The sequence below is a fragment of the Teichococcus rhizosphaerae genome (assembly GCF_002631185.1).
GTDB lineage: Bacteria > Pseudomonadota > Alphaproteobacteria > Acetobacterales > Acetobacteraceae > Pseudoroseomonas > Pseudoroseomonas rhizosphaerae.
Genome location: NZ_PDNU01000038.1, coordinates 1 through 15,352 on the forward strand (window position 1 = coordinate 1; position 15,352 = coordinate 15,352).

General features: G+C 71.3%; 16 protein-coding genes and 1 pseudogene. 11 read left to right on the forward strand and 6 right to left on the reverse strand.

The annotated features are described in order from the left end of the window. Positions 1-149: 149 nt before the first annotated feature. Entirely contained in the window at positions 150-440 is a 291-nt protein-coding gene (locus tag CR162_RS17310; RefSeq protein WP_141563204.1) for a hypothetical protein, read from the reverse strand. Positions 441-712: 272 nt separating this feature from the next. Continuing rightward, positions 713-1,351: a YqgE/AlgH family protein gene (locus CR162_RS17315; RefSeq protein ID WP_099096793.1), complete on the reverse strand. Its 639-nt coding sequence runs from the start codon at positions 1,349-1,351 to the stop codon at positions 713-715. Positions 1,352-1,500: 149 nt separating this feature from the next. Here CR162_RS17315 and CR162_RS17320 point away from each other — a divergent pair, with 149 nt between their 5' ends. Continuing rightward, positions 1,501-1,983 carry a peroxiredoxin gene (locus tag CR162_RS17320; RefSeq protein ID WP_099096794.1) on the forward strand — a complete coding sequence of 161 codons (483 nt, stop codon included), beginning with the start codon at positions 1,501-1,503 and terminating at the stop codon, positions 1,981-1,983. A gap of 78 nt (positions 1,984-2,061) precedes the next feature. Here the strand turns inward: CR162_RS17320 and CR162_RS17325 are convergent, their stop codons facing one another. Next, the gene (locus tag CR162_RS17325) at positions 2,062-2,733 is read right to left on the reverse strand and encodes an NUDIX domain-containing protein (protein ID WP_176559903.1); all 672 of its coding nucleotides are present in this window, start codon (positions 2,731-2,733) and stop codon (positions 2,062-2,064) included. Positions 2,734-2,884: 151 nt separating this feature from the next. Here CR162_RS17325 and CR162_RS17330 point away from each other — a divergent pair. The 9 genes and pseudogenes from CR162_RS17330 to CR162_RS17370 form a co-directional block, all read left to right on the forward strand. After that, a pseudogene (locus CR162_RS17330) lies at positions 2,885-3,301 on the forward strand (SUF system Fe-S cluster assembly regulator); the annotation flags it as partial. Positions 3,302-3,478: 177 nt separating this feature from the next. Next, complete coding sequence (gene sufB / locus CR162_RS17335) at positions 3,479-4,984, forward strand: Fe-S cluster assembly protein SufB (protein ID WP_099096796.1); 1,506 nt, start codon at positions 3,479-3,481, stop codon at positions 4,982-4,984. Between the two features lie 88 nt (positions 4,985-5,072). Continuing rightward, positions 5,073-5,816: a Fe-S cluster assembly ATPase SufC gene (gene sufC, locus CR162_RS17340; RefSeq protein ID WP_099096797.1), complete on the forward strand. Its 744-nt coding sequence runs from the start codon at positions 5,073-5,075 to the stop codon at positions 5,814-5,816. Next, a complete protein-coding gene (gene sufD / locus CR162_RS17345; RefSeq protein ID WP_099096798.1) occupies positions 5,813-7,123 on the forward strand; it encodes a Fe-S cluster assembly protein SufD in 1,311 nt (436 codons plus the stop codon). The genes sufC and sufD overlap by 4 nt, the downstream gene beginning before the upstream one ends. Then, the gene (locus CR162_RS17350) at positions 7,123-8,364 is read left to right on the forward strand and encodes an aminotransferase class V-fold PLP-dependent enzyme (protein WP_099096799.1); all 1,242 of its coding nucleotides are present in this window, start codon (positions 7,123-7,125) and stop codon (positions 8,362-8,364) included. Before sufD ends, CR162_RS17350 begins: the two co-directional genes overlap by 1 nt. A gap of 25 nt (positions 8,365-8,389) precedes the next feature. After that, positions 8,390-8,857, forward strand: a complete 468-nt coding sequence (gene sufU, locus CR162_RS17355; protein ID WP_099096800.1) for a Fe-S cluster assembly sulfur transfer protein SufU — start codon at positions 8,390-8,392, stop codon at positions 8,855-8,857. Further along, positions 8,850-9,248 (forward strand): SUF system Fe-S cluster assembly protein, encoded by a 399-nt coding sequence (locus CR162_RS17360; protein ID WP_099096801.1) that lies wholly within the window; start codon positions 8,850-8,852, stop codon positions 9,246-9,248. The genes sufU and CR162_RS17360 overlap by 8 nt, the downstream gene beginning before the upstream one ends. A gap of 19 nt (positions 9,249-9,267) precedes the next feature. Then, positions 9,268-9,633: a HesB/IscA family protein gene (locus CR162_RS17365; RefSeq protein ID WP_099096802.1), complete on the forward strand. Its 366-nt coding sequence runs from the start codon at positions 9,268-9,270 to the stop codon at positions 9,631-9,633. Between the two features lie 49 nt (positions 9,634-9,682). After that, positions 9,683-10,096, forward strand: a complete 414-nt coding sequence (locus CR162_RS17370; protein ID WP_099096803.1) for an organic hydroperoxide resistance protein — start codon at positions 9,683-9,685, stop codon at positions 10,094-10,096. A 47-nt stretch (positions 10,097-10,143) separates the two neighbouring features. Here the strand turns inward: CR162_RS17370 and CR162_RS17375 are convergent, their stop codons facing one another. Then, the gene (locus CR162_RS17375) at positions 10,144-11,148 is read right to left on the reverse strand and encodes an MBL fold metallo-hydrolase (protein WP_099096804.1); all 1,005 of its coding nucleotides are present in this window, start codon (positions 11,146-11,148) and stop codon (positions 10,144-10,146) included. Between the two features lie 185 nt (positions 11,149-11,333). Here CR162_RS17375 and CR162_RS17380 point away from each other — a divergent pair, with 185 nt between their 5' ends. Next, positions 11,334-12,683 carry a hypothetical protein gene (locus tag CR162_RS17380; RefSeq protein WP_099096805.1) on the forward strand — a complete coding sequence of 450 codons (1,350 nt, stop codon included), beginning with the start codon at positions 11,334-11,336 and terminating at the stop codon, positions 12,681-12,683. 15 nt (positions 12,684-12,698) lie between these two features. Here CR162_RS17380 and CR162_RS17385 read toward each other — a convergent pair whose 3' ends face one another. After that, on the reverse strand, positions 12,699-13,949 hold the full coding sequence (locus tag CR162_RS17385; RefSeq protein ID WP_099096806.1) for a class I SAM-dependent RNA methyltransferase: 1,251 nt from the start codon (positions 13,947-13,949) through the stop codon (positions 12,699-12,701). A gap of 107 nt (positions 13,950-14,056) precedes the next feature. Then, positions 14,057-15,247: an acyl-CoA dehydrogenase gene (locus tag CR162_RS17390; protein ID WP_099096807.1), complete on the reverse strand. Its 1,191-nt coding sequence runs from the start codon at positions 15,245-15,247 to the stop codon at positions 14,057-14,059. Positions 15,248-15,352: the final 105 nt, after the last annotated feature.

Consider the following 15,352-nt stretch of genomic DNA (forward strand, 5'->3'; position numbering starts at 1 on the left):
AGGATGACGTTGGCCTGGAGGTCTAACCGGCGCCGGCATCCCGGTCGTGGCGCCCTGGGCGCCATCCGATCAGGATGCCGGCTGCCGCTCGGGGCGGCGCGGCCGCCCGGCAAGCGCGGGAGGCTACGCGAACGCCACGGAAGGGAGGGCTAGTGGGCCAGTCCGCAGGCCGTGCTGCGCAGGGCGAAGGGAAGGGCGGTGGGGCAGAGCTGCCACAGCTTCTCATAGGCCATGATCAGCCCTTCCAGGGCGCGCGTGCGGAGCTGGCTCGGCGCCATGCTCTGCAATTCCAGTTCCAGGAGCTCGAGCAGCACAAGCCCGCAATAGGGATCGCCCTCGTCGCAGGCCTGGTGAAAGGCGTTCAGCAACTTGTTGGGCAAGCCGTCATGCTGCTTGATCTGAATCGCATCGTCCTTGATGCGGCGGAACTGGGAGGCCATCTCGGCGTCCTTCAATCACAAAGCTGTGATAAATACATACACCGTTCTTTAGGCCTTTGTTAAGGGATTCTTCGCTCTCGCGAAAATATTTTGGCAGAAGAACAAAAGCCCGAGCTCAAGCTTGCCCTGTGTCCATGGCCGCGCGGCTGGCCAAGGGCCGGGCTAACACGTTGCCGCCCCGCCATTCTTCCGAGCGCATGATGCCGCGGCGGGCGGCGGCGCGGCGCGTCTCGCCGCTGGCGCGGGGAAGATCGGGCAAGGGAGAGGCGGGCTCAGGCGTGACCGGCGGTGCCGGAAAGCAGCAGCGGGTCGATGCGCAGCTTGGCCAGGGCCTGGCGCCATTTCTCGTCCGGCGTGCCCTCGAACAGAAGCGCCTCGTCCGGCGTCACGTTCAGCCAGGCATTGCGCTGGATCTCGTCCTCCAGCTGGCCCGGGCCCCAGCCGGCATAGCCCAGCGCCAGCAGCCCCTGGCGCGGGCCGCCGCCGCCGGCGATGGCCTTGAGGATGTCGACGCTGGCCGTCAGGGCGAGATCGCCGGTCACCTTGAGGCTGCCTTCGCTCGACCAATCGGTGGTGTGCAGCACGAAGCCCCGGCCGCCCTCCACCGGGCCGCCGGCCAGCAGGCGGATCTGCCGCTGCGGCGGCAGCGGCTCCACCTCGAGCTGCTTGAGCAGTTCCTCGAAGCTGAGATTCTCCAGCGGCTTGTTCAGCACGATGCCCATGGCGCCATCGGCCGAATGCGCGCACAGGCAGATGACCGCGCGCGCGAAGCGCGGGTCCTGCATGCTGGGCATGGCCACCAGGAGCTGCCCGCCCAGATAGCCCGCCTGCAGGCCGCCCGCCCGGCCCCAGCCGGCTGCGGCGGAACGGGAAGCCCCTGGAATCTCAACCTCGCGTGCGCGTTTTGCCATGGTGTGGTGAAGATGGCGGCGGGGCGGGCCCCGCGCAAGCGGCGCGATGCCCAGGGCTCCGGCGGGGTGGAGGAAAGCTGGCCAGGGGCTCGGTTGACAGGGTGCGCGCCGGCGTGAAATGCCGGGGGCCCAACGAGGAGAACGGTCCGATGCCGATCCAAGCCGGCGAGTCGATTCCCGCCCTGACGCTGACCCAGGCCACCGTCGAGGGCCCGCGCGAGCTGACCACCGAGGCGCTGTTCGGCGGCAAGACCGTGGTGCTGTTCGGCGTGCCGGGCGCCTTCACCCCCACCTGCTCGGCCAAGCACATGCCGAGCTTCCTGCAGAACATCGACGCGCTGAAGGCCAAGGGCGTGGACACGGTCGCCTGCATGGCGGTCAACGACCCCTTCGTGATGCAGGCCTGGGCCAAGGACCAGCTCGTGGGCGACAAGGTGGTGATGCTGGCCGACGGCTCGGCGGCTTTCACCCGCGCGCTCGGGCTGGAGCTGGACCTGACGGCGCGCGGGCTTGGCGTGCGCTGCCAGCGTTTCGCGCTCATCGCCAGGGACGGCAAGGTGGCGCATGTCGCCGTCGAGCAGCCGGGCGCCTTCGAGGTGTCGGGCGGCGAGGCGATCCTCGCGGCGCTCTGAGCGGCGGAACCGGGCGCCGCGTGTCCGTGGCGCCCGCCATGGCCTGGCCTGGACCGCGCCACGCGGGCGCGGGGCGCCTCAGGCGGCCGCTTCCTGCAACCGGTTCTCGCGGCCGCGGAACCAGATCAGCGGCCGCGTGGCGCGCGCCGTCTCGGGCATGGCCAGCCATTCGCGGAACTCGTTCAGCACGCGCGCGGTGATGGGCGCCACGGGCAGCGCCAGCACCCCTTCCAGCAACAGCCAGTCCAGCCGCTCCAGCTCGCCCGACCCGGAAAGACTGCCTTCCGCCGCCTCGGCCGGCGCCACCAGGAAGCGGGCGTTGAAGCGGATCGGGCTGCGGGCGGGGGTCACGGCACGGCAGAGATAGTCCAGCCGGTCCAGCGTCGGCAGAGCACCGCCCAGGCGCAGCCCCGTCTCCTCCTCCAGCTCCCGCGCCGCGGCGATGGCGAGGGCGCGGGCCAGGCGCGGCGGCGCGCGGCGCTCCAGCGCGGCGCGGGTGTCGGCGCGCAGCTCGGTGGCGGCGGGGGCGGTGCGGTCGGCCAGGTCGACCCGGCCGCCGGGAAAGACCAGCCGGTTGGGCATGAAGCGGTGCCCGGCCGCGCGCAGGCCCATCAGCACCTCCACCGTGCCCCCGGCCGATTGCCGCCACAGGATCAGGCTGGCGGCGTGGCGGGGGTGCGCGGGGCGGGTGCTTGCGGGGTGGCCAGGGCCGGCAGGGCTGGGTGCGGCGGGGCTGGGCTCGTTGCTCATGGGCCTAGCGTGGCACTCCCGCGGCGCCCGGAAAAGAGGGATGCCGGGGAGGCCGGCCGCGAACCAGATGACGGCTTCTTGACAAGCCCCGGGGGCGAGCGCATCTGCCCGATACCGGACAAGACAGGTCCGCTTTCAGGAGAAGGTCCGCGTGTTGCGGCTGTCGAAACTGACCGATTACGCCGTGGTGGTGCTGGCCCGGCTGGAAGCGGAGGGCGGGGTGCAGACCGCGCCCTGCCTGGCCCTGGCCACCGGCATCGCCGAGCCGACCGTGGCCAAGGTGCTGAAGGCGCTGGGCCATGCGGGCCTGGTGGAGGGGCTGCGCGGCGCGCGGGGTGGCTACCGGCTGGAGCGCCCCTTGCGGGCCATTCCGCTGTCGGAGGTGATCTGCGCCATTGACGGCCCGATCGCGCTCACGGCCTGCGTCGACGGTGCCAGCGGCTGCTGCGAGGCGGAGACGGTCTGCCCCGTGCGCGGCCGCTGGGATCCGGTGAACGAGGCGATCCGCGCCGCGCTTTCCGCCATTTCCCTGGCCGAGCTGGCGGCCCCCCGCCCCGCCGCCGGCCGCAGGAAGCCCCCGCCGGCGCAGGCCGGCCCCGATTTCCCGCCGGCGCAGGCCGGCCCTGAATTCCCGCCGGCGCAGGCCGGCCTGAATGCTCCGCCGGCGCAGGCCGGCCTGAACGCTCCGCCGGCGCCGCCGGCCCGTCTGCCCGCCCATTCGCCCGCCGAGTAAGGGGTCAAGATCATGCCTGCCGTTTCCGAGACCATCGACGCCGTCGCCTCCGTCACACAGGGCACCTACAAGTACGGGTTCGAGACCGAGATCGACATGGAGTTCGCCCCCAAGGGGCTGAACGAGGACATCGTCCGCTTCATCTCGGCCAAGAAGAACGAGCCGGCCTGGCTGCTGGAATGGCGCCTGAAGGCTTTCGCCCTGTGGAAGACCATGGAGGAGCCGCGCTGGCCGGCGGTGAGCTACCCGCCCATCGACTACCAGGATGCCTACTACTACGCCGCGCCGAAGAAGAAGGTGGGGCCGAAGTCGCTCGACGAGGTCGATCCCGAGCTGCTGCGCACCTATGAGAAGCTCGGCATCCCGCTGAAGGAGCAGGCGATCCTGGCCGGCGTCGAGGGCGCGGGCGAGGTGCCGGCCGAGGGCGGCGAGGCGCGCATGCCGGTGGCGGTGGACGCGGTGTTCGACAGCGTCTCGGTGGCCACCTCCTACAAGGAGCGGCTGGCCAAGGAAGGCATCATCTTCTGCTCCATCTCCGAGGCGGTGCAGGAGCATCCCGAGCTGGTGCGCCAGTATCTCGGCTCCGTGGTGCCGCAGGGCGACAACTTCTTCGCCGCCCTGAACTCGGCGGTCTTCACCGATGGCAGCTTCGTCTACATCCCCAAGGGCGTGCGCTGCCCGATGGAGCTGTCCACCTATTTCCGCATCAACGCCAAGAGCACCGGCCAGTTCGAGCGCACGCTGATCATCGCCGAGGCGGGCAGCCATGTGAGCTACCTCGAGGGCTGCACGGCGCCGATGCGCGACGAGAACCAGCTCCACGCCGCCGTGGTCGAGCTGGTGGCGATGGACGACGCTACCATCAAGTACAGCACGGTGCAGAACTGGTACCCGGGCGACGCCGAGGGCCGGGGCGGCATCTACAACTTCGTCACCAAGCGCGGCGCCTGCCGCGGCGCGCGCTCCAAGATCTCCTGGACGCAGGTGGAGACGGGCTCCTCCATCACCTGGAAGTACCCCTCCTGCATCCTGCAGGGCGATGATTCGGTGGGCGAGTTCTATTCGGTCGCCATCACCAACAACCGCCAGCAGGCCGATACGGGCACCAAGATGTTCCATATCGGCCGGAACACGCGCTCCACCATCATCTCCAAGGGCATCAGCGCGGGGCATGGGCAGAACACCTATCGCGGCCTGGTGAAGATCAGCCCGAAGGCGTCCGGGGCGCGCAACTTCACCCAGTGCGACTCCTTGCTGATCGGCGACCAGTGCGGCGCGCACACCGTGCCCTACATCGAGAACCGCTGCATGACGGCCAAGGTGGAGCACGAGGCGACCACCAGCCGCATCGCCGAGGACCAGCTCTTCTACTGCCGCCAGCGCGGCCTGTCGGAGGAGGACGCGGTCGGGCTCATCGTCAACGGCTTCTGCCGCGAGGTGCTGAAGGAGCTGCCGATGGAGTTCGCGGTGGAGGCGCAGAAGCTGCTGCAGATCAGCCTCGAGGGCTCGGTGGGCTGAGGCCCGCCACAGGAACCGGGCGCCAGGCGCCAAGCGGGATTGTTCGGGCGGCCCCCCACCGCCCGCAAAGGACGGAACTGAGAAGACGATGTTGAAGATCGAAGGTCTGACCGCCGAAATCGACGGCAAGGAGATCCTGAAGGGGATCGACCTGGAGGTGCCGCAGGGCGAGGTGCACGCCATCATGGGGCCGAACGGCTCCGGCAAGTCCACCCTCTCCTATGTGCTGGCCGGGCGCGAGGGCTACGAGATCACCGGCGGCACCGCCAGCTTCAACGGCCATGACCTGCTGGCCATGGAGCCGGAGGAGCGTGCCGCGACCGGCCTGTTCCTGGCCTTCCAGTACCCGGTGGAGCTGCCCGGCGTCGGCAACGCCAACTTCCTGCGCACCGCGCTCAACGCGCAGCGCCGCAGCAAGGGCGAGCCCGAGCTGGACGCGATGCAGTTCCTCAAGACCGCGCGCGCGCGCATGAAGGAGCTGTCCATGCCGGAGGACATGCTGAAGCGCGGCGTCAATGTCGGCTTCTCCGGCGGCGAGAAGAAGCGCAACGAGGTGCTGCAGATGGCCCTGCTGCAGCCCAGGGTCGCCATCCTGGACGAGACCGATTCCGGCCTCGACATCGATGCGCTGAAGATCGTGGCGGACGGCGTGAACGCCATGCGCGGCCCCGACTTCTCCGCCGTAGTCATCACCCACTACCAGCGCCTGCTGGACTACATCGTGCCCGACCGCGTGCATGTGCTGATGGGCGGCCGCATCGTGCAGACGGGCGGGCCCGAGCTGGCGAAGCAGCTGGAGGCGAGCGGCTACGGCTCGGTGCAGGCGGCATGAACGCCCCGGTCGAGAACAGCCTGAGCGAGGCGGGCCTGAGCGCGGCGGGGGCCGCGGGCTTCCTGCACCGCTATGAGGGGCTGCGCGCCCGCCTGCCCGGCATCGGCCTGCCCTGGCTCGCCGCGCTGCGGGACCGCGCGGCCGAGGCGTTCCGCGCCCAGGGCTTTCCCACCCGGCGGGTCGAGGCGTGGAAGTACACCGATCTCGCCCCGCTCACCCAGACGGGCTTCGGCGAGCCGCTGACGCCGGTGGAGAGCGCGCTGCCATTGCCGCGCCACGCGGCGCCGAAGCGCGTGGTGTTCGTCGATGGCCGCTTCAGCGCCGAGCTGTCGGACGCGGATGTGCCGGTGCGCAGCCTCGCCCGCCACCTGCCGGAGCTGGAAGGCCGCCTCGGCGCCCTGGCGCGGACCGACGACCTGCCGCTGGTGGCGCTGAACACCGCGCTGTTCGAGGATGGCGCGCTGATCGAGCTGGGGCCGGACGAGGATGGGGGCGTCGTCGAGCTGCTCTCCGTCACCCGCGCGGATCGCCCCGTCACCGCCCATCCGCGCCACCTGGTGCGGCTGGCCGAGGGTGCCAGGCTGGTGCTGATCGAGCGCAGCTGGGGCCATGGCGAGAGCCGCTACCTGCACAGCCCGGTCTTCGAGGTCGAGGTGGCGGCGGGGGCGCACATCACCCATGCGCGCATCCAGCAGGAGGCTTCCGCCGGCCTGCATCTCTCCACCGTCTTCGCCCGCGTGGCGGAGGGCGGCACCTATGACAGCTTCCTGCTGCATGTGGGCGCGAAGCTGTCCCGCTCCGAGGCGCATGTGGCGCTGGTCGGGCCGAAGGCCGCCGCGCACCTGAACGGCGCGCAGCTGCTGGGCGATGGCCAGCACGGCGACTGCACCACCTTCCTCGACCACGCGGCGCCGGACTGCCCGAGCCGCCAGACGGTCAAGACGGTGCTCGCCGGCCGCTCGCGCGGCGTGTTCCAGGGCAAGATCCACGTCCACCAGGTCGCGCAGCGCACCGACGGCTACCAGATGAACCAGGCGCTGCTGCTGTCCGACCAGGCCGAGATCGACAGCAAGCCGCAGCTCGAGATCTACGCCGACGACGTGAAGTGCAGCCACGGCGCCACGGTAGGCGAGCTGGACGAGAACCAGCTCTTCTACCTGCGTGCTCGCGGCATCCCCGCGGCGGTGGCGCGCTCCATGCTGATCGAGGCCTTCCTGCAGGAGGCGATCGAGGGCGTGACGGAGGAATCCGCCCGTGCCGCCCTGTCCGAGGCCGTGGCCGGCTGGTGGGAAAGGAACGCGGCGTGATGGACGGGGTGGTGGCGCCTTCCTTCGATGTCGCGCGCATCCGCCAGGATTTCCCGATCCTGTCGGAGAAGGTGCGCGGCAAGGATCTGGTGTTCCTGGATTCCGGCGCCTCCGCCCAGAAGCCGCGCCAGGTCATCCAGGCCATGACGCGGATGATGGAGACGGCCTACGCCAATGTCCATCGCGGCGCCTACCACCTCTCGGAGGCCGCCACCGAGGCCTATGAGGCGGCGCGCCGGGCCGTGGCCGGCTTCCTGAACGCGGCGAGCGAGCGGGAGATCGTCTTCACCGGCTCCTCCACCAACGCCATCAACCTCGTGGCGCACAGCTACGGGCGCGGCGTGCTGAAGCCGGGGCAGGCGGTGCTGGTGTCCGAGATGGAGCACCACGCCAACCTCGTGCCCTGGCAGATGCTCAAGGCCGCGCACGGCATCGAGCTGCGCGTGGCGCGGGTGACCGATGCCGGCGAGCTGGACCTCGAGGATGTCGAGGCCAAGCTGGCGGATGGCAAGGTGGGGCTGGTCGCCGTCACCCACATGTCCAACGTGCTGGGCACGGTGACGCCGGCGGCGCGGCTGGCCGCCCTGGCGCACGCCCATGGCGCCAGGCTGCTGCTGGATGGCTCCCAGGCCGCCGTCCACCGCGCGGTCGACGTGCAGGCGCTGGGCTGCGACTTCTACGTCTTCACCGGCCACAAGCTCTACGGCCCCACCGGCATCGGCGTGCTTTGGGGGCGGATGGAACTGCTGGAGGCGATGCCGCCCTTCCTCGGCGGCGGCGACATGATCTCCGAGGTGACGCTGGAGGGCTTCCTGCCCGCGCCCGTGCCCGCCAAGTTCGAGGCCGGCACGCCGCCCATCATCGAGGCGGTCGGGCTGCACGCGGCGATCGACTATGTGCGGGGCATCGGCATGGCCTCCATCGAGGCGCATGAGCGGCATCTGGTGGACCGCGCCATGGCGCGTCTCCCGGCCGTCGACGGGCTCACCCTGATCGGCCGCGCGCAGGACCGCGGCGGCGTCTTCGCCTTCGCGCTCGACAACGCCCATGCCCATGACCTGGCGACATTGCTGGACCGCGTGGGCATCGCGGTGCGCTCGGGCCGCCATTGCGCCGAGCCGCTGCACGCACGATTTGGGGTGGAGAGCACCTGCCGTGCCTCCTTCGGCCTCTACACCACGGAGGCGGAGGTCGATTACCTCGCCGAGGCGCTGGGCAAGGCACGGGAGTTCTTTGGATGAATGCCCGCGGGGCCGCGGAGGGCTGATGTTCGACGATCTGCGCGATCTCTACCAGGAAGTGATCCTGGACCATGGCCGCAAGCCGCGGAACTTCCGCCGGCTGGAGGAGGCGGACCGCGAGGGCCGCGGCGACAACCCGATGTGCGGCGACCGCATGCAGCTCTGGGTGAAGCTGGCGCCCGACGGGCGGCTGGCGGATGTCGCCTTCCAGGGCAAGGGCTGCGCCATCTCCATGGCCAGCGCCAGCCTGATGACCGAGACGGTGCGCGGCAAGACGCAGGAGGAGGCGCGCACGCTGGCGGAGAAGTTCCGCGAGCTGGCGATGACCGGCACCTGCCCCGATTGCGGCGGCGTGCTGGAGGACGAGATGGAGCGCCTGCAGGCGCTGGGCGGCGTGCACGAGTTCCCGAGCCGGGTGAAATGCGCGACGCTCGCCTGGCACACGCTGAACGCCGCGCTGGAGAACACGGGCAAGGAGGCGAGCAGTGAGTGACGGAACCCCCGCTCCCGAGGCCACCACGGCCGGGGCTCATGCAACCGGGGCCCACGCCGCCTGGACGCCGGAGGGCGAGACGGCCCCCCGCCTGTCCGAGGACGCCGTGATCAACGCCATCGCCCAGGTCTATGACCCGGAGATCCCGGTCAACATCTACGAGCTGGGCCTGATCTACGCCATCGAGCTGAGCGAGGCCGGTGCCGTCAAGGTCGAGATGACGCTGACCACCCCCTCCTGCCCCTCGGCGCAGGAGCTGCCTGGGCAGGTGGAGGAGATGGTCCGCACCGTCCCCGGCGTCACGGACGTGGCGGTGGAGATCGTCTGGGACCCGCCATGGGATCCCTCGCGCATGAGCGAGGACGCCCGGCTGGCCCTCAACATGTACTGAGCGCGGAGGAGGAGGAGAGATGAGCACCACCACCGAGGCCCGTCCGCGCCGCGCCCTGCCGCCGCTGATGCAGCTTTCCGACGCGGCGGCGGAGCGGCTGCGCGGGCTCTACGAGAAGGGCCAGCAGGGCAGGCTGCTGCGCATCGCGGTCAAGACCAAGGGCTGCTCCGGCATGGCCTACGACCTCGGCTGGACCGACGCTCCCGGTCCCGGCGACGAGGTGGTGACCGACAAGGGCGTCACCGTGCTGGTGGACCGCAAGGCCACGCTGTTCCTGCTCGGCACCACCATGGACTACGAGGTGAAGGCCATGTCCGCCGGCTTCACCTTCACAAATCCGAATGAGAAGGGCCGTTGTGGGTGCGGGGAGAGTTTCCACGTCTGAGCCGGCACCCCAACTCTGGGCCCGGCAACCACCGAGAACGGAGAAAGACATGGCTCTCTACACCGGCAGCGCCACGGCCCAGGGCGGCCGCAACGGGCATGTGGCCAGCAGCGACGGCCTGATCAGCCAGGACCTGTCCATCCCCAAGGAGATGGGCGGCCCCGGTAAGGCGGGCGCCACCAACCCCGAGCAGCTTTTCGCCGCGGGCTACGCCGCCTGCTTCAGCGGCGCGGTGGACGCGGTCGGCCGCCAGAAGAAGCTGGACACCACCGGCTCCACCGTCACCTGCGACGTGGGCATCGACAAGGTGGAGGGCGGCTTCCAGCTCTCGGCGAAGCTGAAGGTGAAGCTGCCGGCGCTGGACAAGGCGCAGGCGCAGGAGCTGGTGGAGGCCGCCCACCAGATGTGCCCCTATTCCAAGGCCACCCGCGGCAACATCGACGTTTCGGTGGAGGCCGTCTGACCCTGGCGCCTCGCCGGGGGAAGCGCCGCTCCCCCCGGCGGCCGCCGTCAGACCGTGCTGGACCAGCCGGCCGGCACGAAGCGGTAGCCCTGCGCCTCCTTCGCCACATAGCCATTGGCGGGGAAGGGGAAGTGGTAGCCGATGCAGCGGATGCGGTCGGTCGCCACGCGGTCGAACATGCGGCGGCGCGTCGTCTCCGCCATCTGCGCGTCCATGTCGAAGACCAGGTGCCAGCCCGGGTTGCGCAGGTTCAGCTCGGGGCGGTTGGTCACGTCGCCCAGCAGCATCGCCTGGTCGTTGCCGTCGGCCAGCAGGTAGCTGGTGTGGCCCGGCGTGTGGCCGAAGCTCGGCACCGCCTGCACGCCCGCCACCACCTCGCCCGCGCCGTCGATCGGCCGGATGCGCGCCTTGTAGGGCTCCAGCCGCTTCCGGACATTGGCGAAGGCGCCCTTCATCGCCTCCGGCGCGCGGCTCGCCTGCCCCTCATCCATCCAGTAGTCGTGCTCGGCCTTGGGCAGCGCCACCTCGGCATTGGGGAAGGCCGGCTTGCCCTCGGCATCGGTCAGGCCGGTGATGTGGTCGGCGTGGAAATGCGTCAGCACGATCAGGGTGACGCGCGCCGGGTCCAGCCCCGCGGCGCGCATGTTGGCCGGGATGTTGCCGGCCGTGGCGCCGAGCTGCCCGCCCGTGCCCGTGTCGAACAGCACCAGCCCGTCCGGCGTTTCCAGCACGGTCACGGTGTAGGGGATGTCGAGATGGGTGGTGGGCAGGAAGGCCTCGCGCAGCGCCGCCTCCACGGCGGCCGGCTCGGCGTTGCGCACGAAGCCCTGGGTCGGGTTGGGGCGGCGGCCATGGCCGTCATGCACCATCGTCACCAGGCGGCTGCCGAGCCGGAAGCGGTAGAAGCCTGGCGCCTGCTGCGGGCCGGCGGCGGGGGAGGCCGGGGCGGCGGCGCCTTGCGCCAGGGCGTCGGCCAGGCCGAGGCGGAGCAGGGCTGGCGCCATGGCCAGCGCGCCGGCGGCCTGCAGCAGCGTGCGTCGATCGAGTTCCATCCTCATCTCCCATATGGCCAGCGGGCCACCCGGCAGAAGGGTGGGTTCTCCCGGGCGCGGGTCAAGACCGCCCTCTTTCCGCGCGGGGAAGGGGCGGGGGCGGCGCCGATACCCCCAGCCGCCGCCTTCTGCTATGCGCACCCCCTGGAACGCGGCCCTGAAGGGACAGGGGCGTGGAGAGATCAGTGACGAGCGTGACCCTGGCGAAGCAGCCCGCCGCGAGGCCCGGCCTCCTCATCGACACCGGACGCGTGGCGGCCCTCTACCAGAAGGGGGAGGGCGAGACGCTGCTCGTCTCCTTCGCGCCGCGGCAGGAGCGCCCCTCGATCTGGGGGCAGGGCTTCCTCAGTCGCTTTGGCGTCTCGCTGCTGGGGCTGGCGGATTACCATGCCAGCTGGTTTCCCGAGCGGGACATGGCGCAGGTCCTGCCCGCGCTGGAGGCGGTGCTGGCCAGCCACCGGCGGGTGGTGCTCTACGGCTTCAGCATGGGCGCCTATGCCGCGCTGAAATACGGCGCCCGGCTGCGCGCCGACGTGACGCTGGCCTTCTCGCCGCAATTCTCCATCGAGCCCGGCCAGGTCGGCCATTTCGACCACCGCCGCAGCCGCCTCTTCTTTCGGCCCGAACTGCATGACGGCATGCGCGTCACGCCAGGGGACATGGCGGGGCAGGTGCTGCTGTTCCTCGACCCGCTGTTCCGCGAGGATGCCCGGCACGCGGCGCTGATCGGCGAGGCGGGGCCGGTGGCGCGGGTGCCGACGCCCTTTTCCCGCCACGATTCCATCCGCTTCGCCGTCAATGCCGGGCTGGTCGAGCGGCTGCTGCGGGAGGCGCTGGGGCAGGGCGGGGTGGATGAGGGGCGAGCGCGCCGGCTGCGGCGGGAGCGGCGCCTGCTCTGCCCGGACTATGCCCGCTCCGTGGCGGAGCTGCTCGACCGCCGCTTCGGTCCGGAGGCCGGCCTGTGGCTGCTGGAGCACGCCCTGGCGGCCGGCAACGACGCGCCCGCCCTGCATCTGGAGCGGGCCCAGCGCCTGCTGGACGAGGCCCGCGTGGCCGAGGCGGAGGCTGCCCTCAGCCCTCTGCCCGACGAGCTGAAGCCGGCGCAGCAGGCGGTGTTGGCCGATGTGCTGCGCCGCCTGGCGCTCCACACCGGGCAGGACGCGCCCGACCCGCCCGGCTTTCCGGCCGGGGACCCGCTCTGGGCGGAAACGGCCGCCTTCATCCGCCAGCGCCGCCTCCCCGGAGAGTGGGTCCTGGCGCCCCGCGCCTTCGCCTCCCTCCTCGATGACTGCGTGAGCGCGCTGCCCGAGGATGTGGCGCCGGACTGGACCGTGCTGCGCAAGAGCGCCATGGCCGGCCTCGGCCACCCCAGGCTGCGCGACCTCGCCCGCAATGCCACGCCGGTCTTCGCCAATGCGGAGTTCGTCGTCTGGGTGCGGCAGCCCGGCTTCGGCATGGTGGATCTGCGCGGCACGCCCGAGGTGCGCGCCATGCTGCGCGACGTCGAGGGGATGTGGGGCTTCCACGGCGGCTGAGCGGCCGCCGGACCCTCAGAGCGGCCGGGCGGCGCGCGGCCTTTCGAACACCACCACCGCCTCCAGCTGCGCCGACCAGAGGAACTGGTCGATCGGCGTCGCCTGCGCCACCTGCCAGCCGGCGGCGTGCAGCGTCCTGCCGTCCCGCGTCAGCGCGGCGGGGTTGCAGGAGACGTAGATGATCCGCCGCAGGGCGCTGCGGGCCAGGGCGGGCATCTGCTCGGCGGCGCCGGCGAAGGGCGGGTCCAGCACCAGGGCGGCGAAGCCTTCCAGCTCCTTCGGGCCGAGCGGCTGCCGCGCCAGGTCCCGCCGCGTGGCGGTGACGCGCCCGCCCGCCTTGCGCGCCGCGGCATCCAGCGCCGCCACGGTCTCCGGCGCGCCCTCGAAGGCGGCGACGCGGGCATGCCCGGCCAGCGGAAAGGACAGCGTGCCGAGCCCCGCATGCAGCTCGGCGATGCGCGCGCGGCCGGTGAGCTTCGGCAGGCCCTCCAGCACGGCGGCCACGATGGCGGCCTCCCCCTGGGGCGTCGCCTGGAGGAAGGCGCCGGGCGGCGGCGCCACGGTGACGCCGGCGAAGGCGATGCCCACCCCTCCGAGCTGCGCCAGGGTTTCCGTCACGCCCCCCTTCAGCCCGGAGCCGGCGATGCGCGGAATGCCCCGCGCGGCGGCGAAGGCGGCGAGGGTGGCACGCTCCTGCACCCCCGGCACGCCATCCAGGCGGAGCAGCAGGTCGGGGCCGGTGTCCAGCAGGTTCAGCACGGCCGAGCCCTCGCGGCGGAAGGCCGGCAGGCCGCGCAGCAGGGTGCGCAGCGGCTCGAACAGCGCGACCAGCGCCGGGTCCAGCACATGGCAGGTGGAAAGGTCCTCCACCGGGCCCCCGCCCCGCGCGTGGAAGCCGAGCGCCACGCTGCCATCGGCGCGGCGGCGCAGCGCCAGGTCCGCGCGGCGGCGGGTGCGAGGCGGCGTGACGCGCGTCTCGGCCACGGGCGCGTCCCCGAAGCCGGCGCGCGCCAGGGCCTCGGCCAGGCGGCCGCGCTTCCAGGCGGCATAGGGGGAGAGCGCCCAGTGCTGCAGCACGCAGCCGCCGCAGGGGCCGAAATGCGGGCAGGGGGGCTCGACGCGCTCCGGGCTGGGGGACAGCACCACGGGGCCATCGGGGCGCACCACCTCGCCGGGCAGGGCGAAGGGGATGAACAGGCGCGAGCCGTCCGGCGCGGTGGCCACGCCGTCGCCGGCGGCGCCCAGGGCTTCGATCGTCACTTGCACCGGAAACGGACCCCTTGAAACAGAACAAGGGGGGCTTTGCCCCCCTTGGAACTCCTGAGCGGAAGCCTGGGAAAACGCAGACGTTTCCCTCCGCGCCTTCCGACGGTTCAGCCGAAGGCGTTCAGGCCGGTCTGGGCGCGGCCCAGGATCAGCGCGTGCACGTCATGCGTGCCCTCATAGGTGTTCACCGCCTCGAGGTTCATGACGTGGCGGATCACGTGATACTCGTCGGCGATGCCGTTGCCGCCGTGCATGTCACGCGCCACGCGGGCGATGTCGAGCGCCTTGCCGCAGGAGTTGCGCTTGCAGAGCGAGATCATCTCCGGCGCCACGCGGTGCTCGTCGAACAGGCGGCCGAGGCGCAGCACGGAGTGGAGGCCGAGGGTGATCTCGGTCTGCATGTCGGCCAGCTTCTTCTGGACGAGCTGCGTGTTGGCCAGCGGGCGGCCGAACATCTTGCGCTCCATGGTGTAGTTGCGGGCCGCGTGCCAGCAGAACTCGGCAGCGCCGAGCGCGCCCCAGGCGATGCCGTAGCGGGCGCGGTTGAGGCAGGAGAACGGCCCCTTCAGCCCCTTCACGTCCAGCCGGTTCTCCTCCGGCACGAACACCTCCTCCATCATGATCATGCCGGTGGTGGAGGCGCGCAGGCTGAACTTGCCCTCGATCTTGGGCGCGGAAAGGCCCTTCATGCCCTTCTCGAGCACGTAGCCGCGCACGTCGCCCGCCTCGTCCTTCGCCCAGACCACGAACACGTCGGCGATCGGCGAGTTGGTGATCCAGGTCTTGGAGCCGGACACGAGGTAGCCGCCATCCACCTTCCTGGCGCGGGTGCGCATGGAGGAGGGGTCGGAGCCGGCATCGGGCTCGGTCAGGCCGAAGCAGCCGACCAGCTCGCCCTTCTGCATGCCGGGCAGCACGCGGTCCTTCAGCGCGTCCGTGCCGTAGGCCCAGATCGGGAACATGGCGAGGGAGGACTGCACGGAGAAGGCGGAGCGGTAGCCGCTGTCCACCCGCTCGACCTCGCGCGCGATCAGGCCGTAGGAGACGTAGTTGACGCCGGCGCAGCCATGGCTGTCCAGCGTCGCGCCCAGGAAGCCCATCTCGCCGAACTCGTTCATGATCTCCCGGTGGAAGACCTCGTGGCGGTTGGCCTCCAGCACGCGCGGGAACAGCTTCTCCTGGCAGTAGTCGCGCGCCGCGTCGCGGATCATGCGCTCATCCTCGGAGAGCTGGTCCTCCAGCAGCAGGGCGTCGTCCCAGACGAAGCTCGGCTTGGCGGCTTGGGTCACGACATTCATGGGGTTTCTCTCCTGCTGGAACCGGCCTCGCTGTGGCCGGGCTGGGCGCGCATGGGGCCAGTATCGGCCGCGGAGACTGGCCCCGTTGTCCCCGCGCGGCAACCG

What these genes read in the sequence shown, in the direction of transcription:
- CR162_RS17310 (WP_141563204.1), bottom strand. Translation starts at nt 440, where the DNA reads ATGGCCTCCCAGTTCCGCCGCATCAAGGACGATGCGATTCAGATCAAG.
- CR162_RS17315 (WP_099096793.1), bottom strand. Translation starts at nt 1,351, where the DNA reads ATGGCAAAACGCGCACGCGAGGTTGAGATTCCAGGGGCTTCCCGTTCC.
- CR162_RS17320 (WP_099096794.1), top strand. Translation starts at nt 1,501, where the DNA reads ATGCCGATCCAAGCCGGCGAGTCGATTCCCGCCCTGACGCTGACCCAG.
- CR162_RS17325 (WP_176559903.1), bottom strand. Translation starts at nt 2,733, where the DNA reads ATGAGCAACGAGCCCAGCCCCGCCGCACCCAGCCCTGCCGGCCCTGGC.
- sufB (WP_099096796.1), top strand. Translation starts at nt 3,479, where the DNA reads ATGCCTGCCGTTTCCGAGACCATCGACGCCGTCGCCTCCGTCACACAG.
- sufC (WP_099096797.1), top strand. Translation starts at nt 5,073, where the DNA reads ATGTTGAAGATCGAAGGTCTGACCGCCGAAATCGACGGCAAGGAGATC.
- sufD (WP_099096798.1), top strand. Translation starts at nt 5,813, where the DNA reads ATGAACGCCCCGGTCGAGAACAGCCTGAGCGAGGCGGGCCTGAGCGCG.
- CR162_RS17350 (WP_099096799.1), top strand. Translation starts at nt 7,123, where the DNA reads ATGGACGGGGTGGTGGCGCCTTCCTTCGATGTCGCGCGCATCCGCCAG.
- sufU (WP_099096800.1), top strand. Translation starts at nt 8,390, where the DNA reads ATGTTCGACGATCTGCGCGATCTCTACCAGGAAGTGATCCTGGACCAT.
- CR162_RS17365 (WP_099096802.1), top strand. Translation starts at nt 9,268, where the DNA reads ATGAGCACCACCACCGAGGCCCGTCCGCGCCGCGCCCTGCCGCCGCTG.
- CR162_RS17370 (WP_099096803.1), top strand. Translation starts at nt 9,683, where the DNA reads ATGGCTCTCTACACCGGCAGCGCCACGGCCCAGGGCGGCCGCAACGGG.
- CR162_RS17375 (WP_099096804.1), bottom strand. Translation starts at nt 11,148, where the DNA reads ATGGAACTCGATCGACGCACGCTGCTGCAGGCCGCCGGCGCGCTGGCC.
- CR162_RS17390 (WP_099096807.1), bottom strand. Translation starts at nt 15,247, where the DNA reads ATGAATGTCGTGACCCAAGCCGCCAAGCCGAGCTTCGTCTGGGACGAC.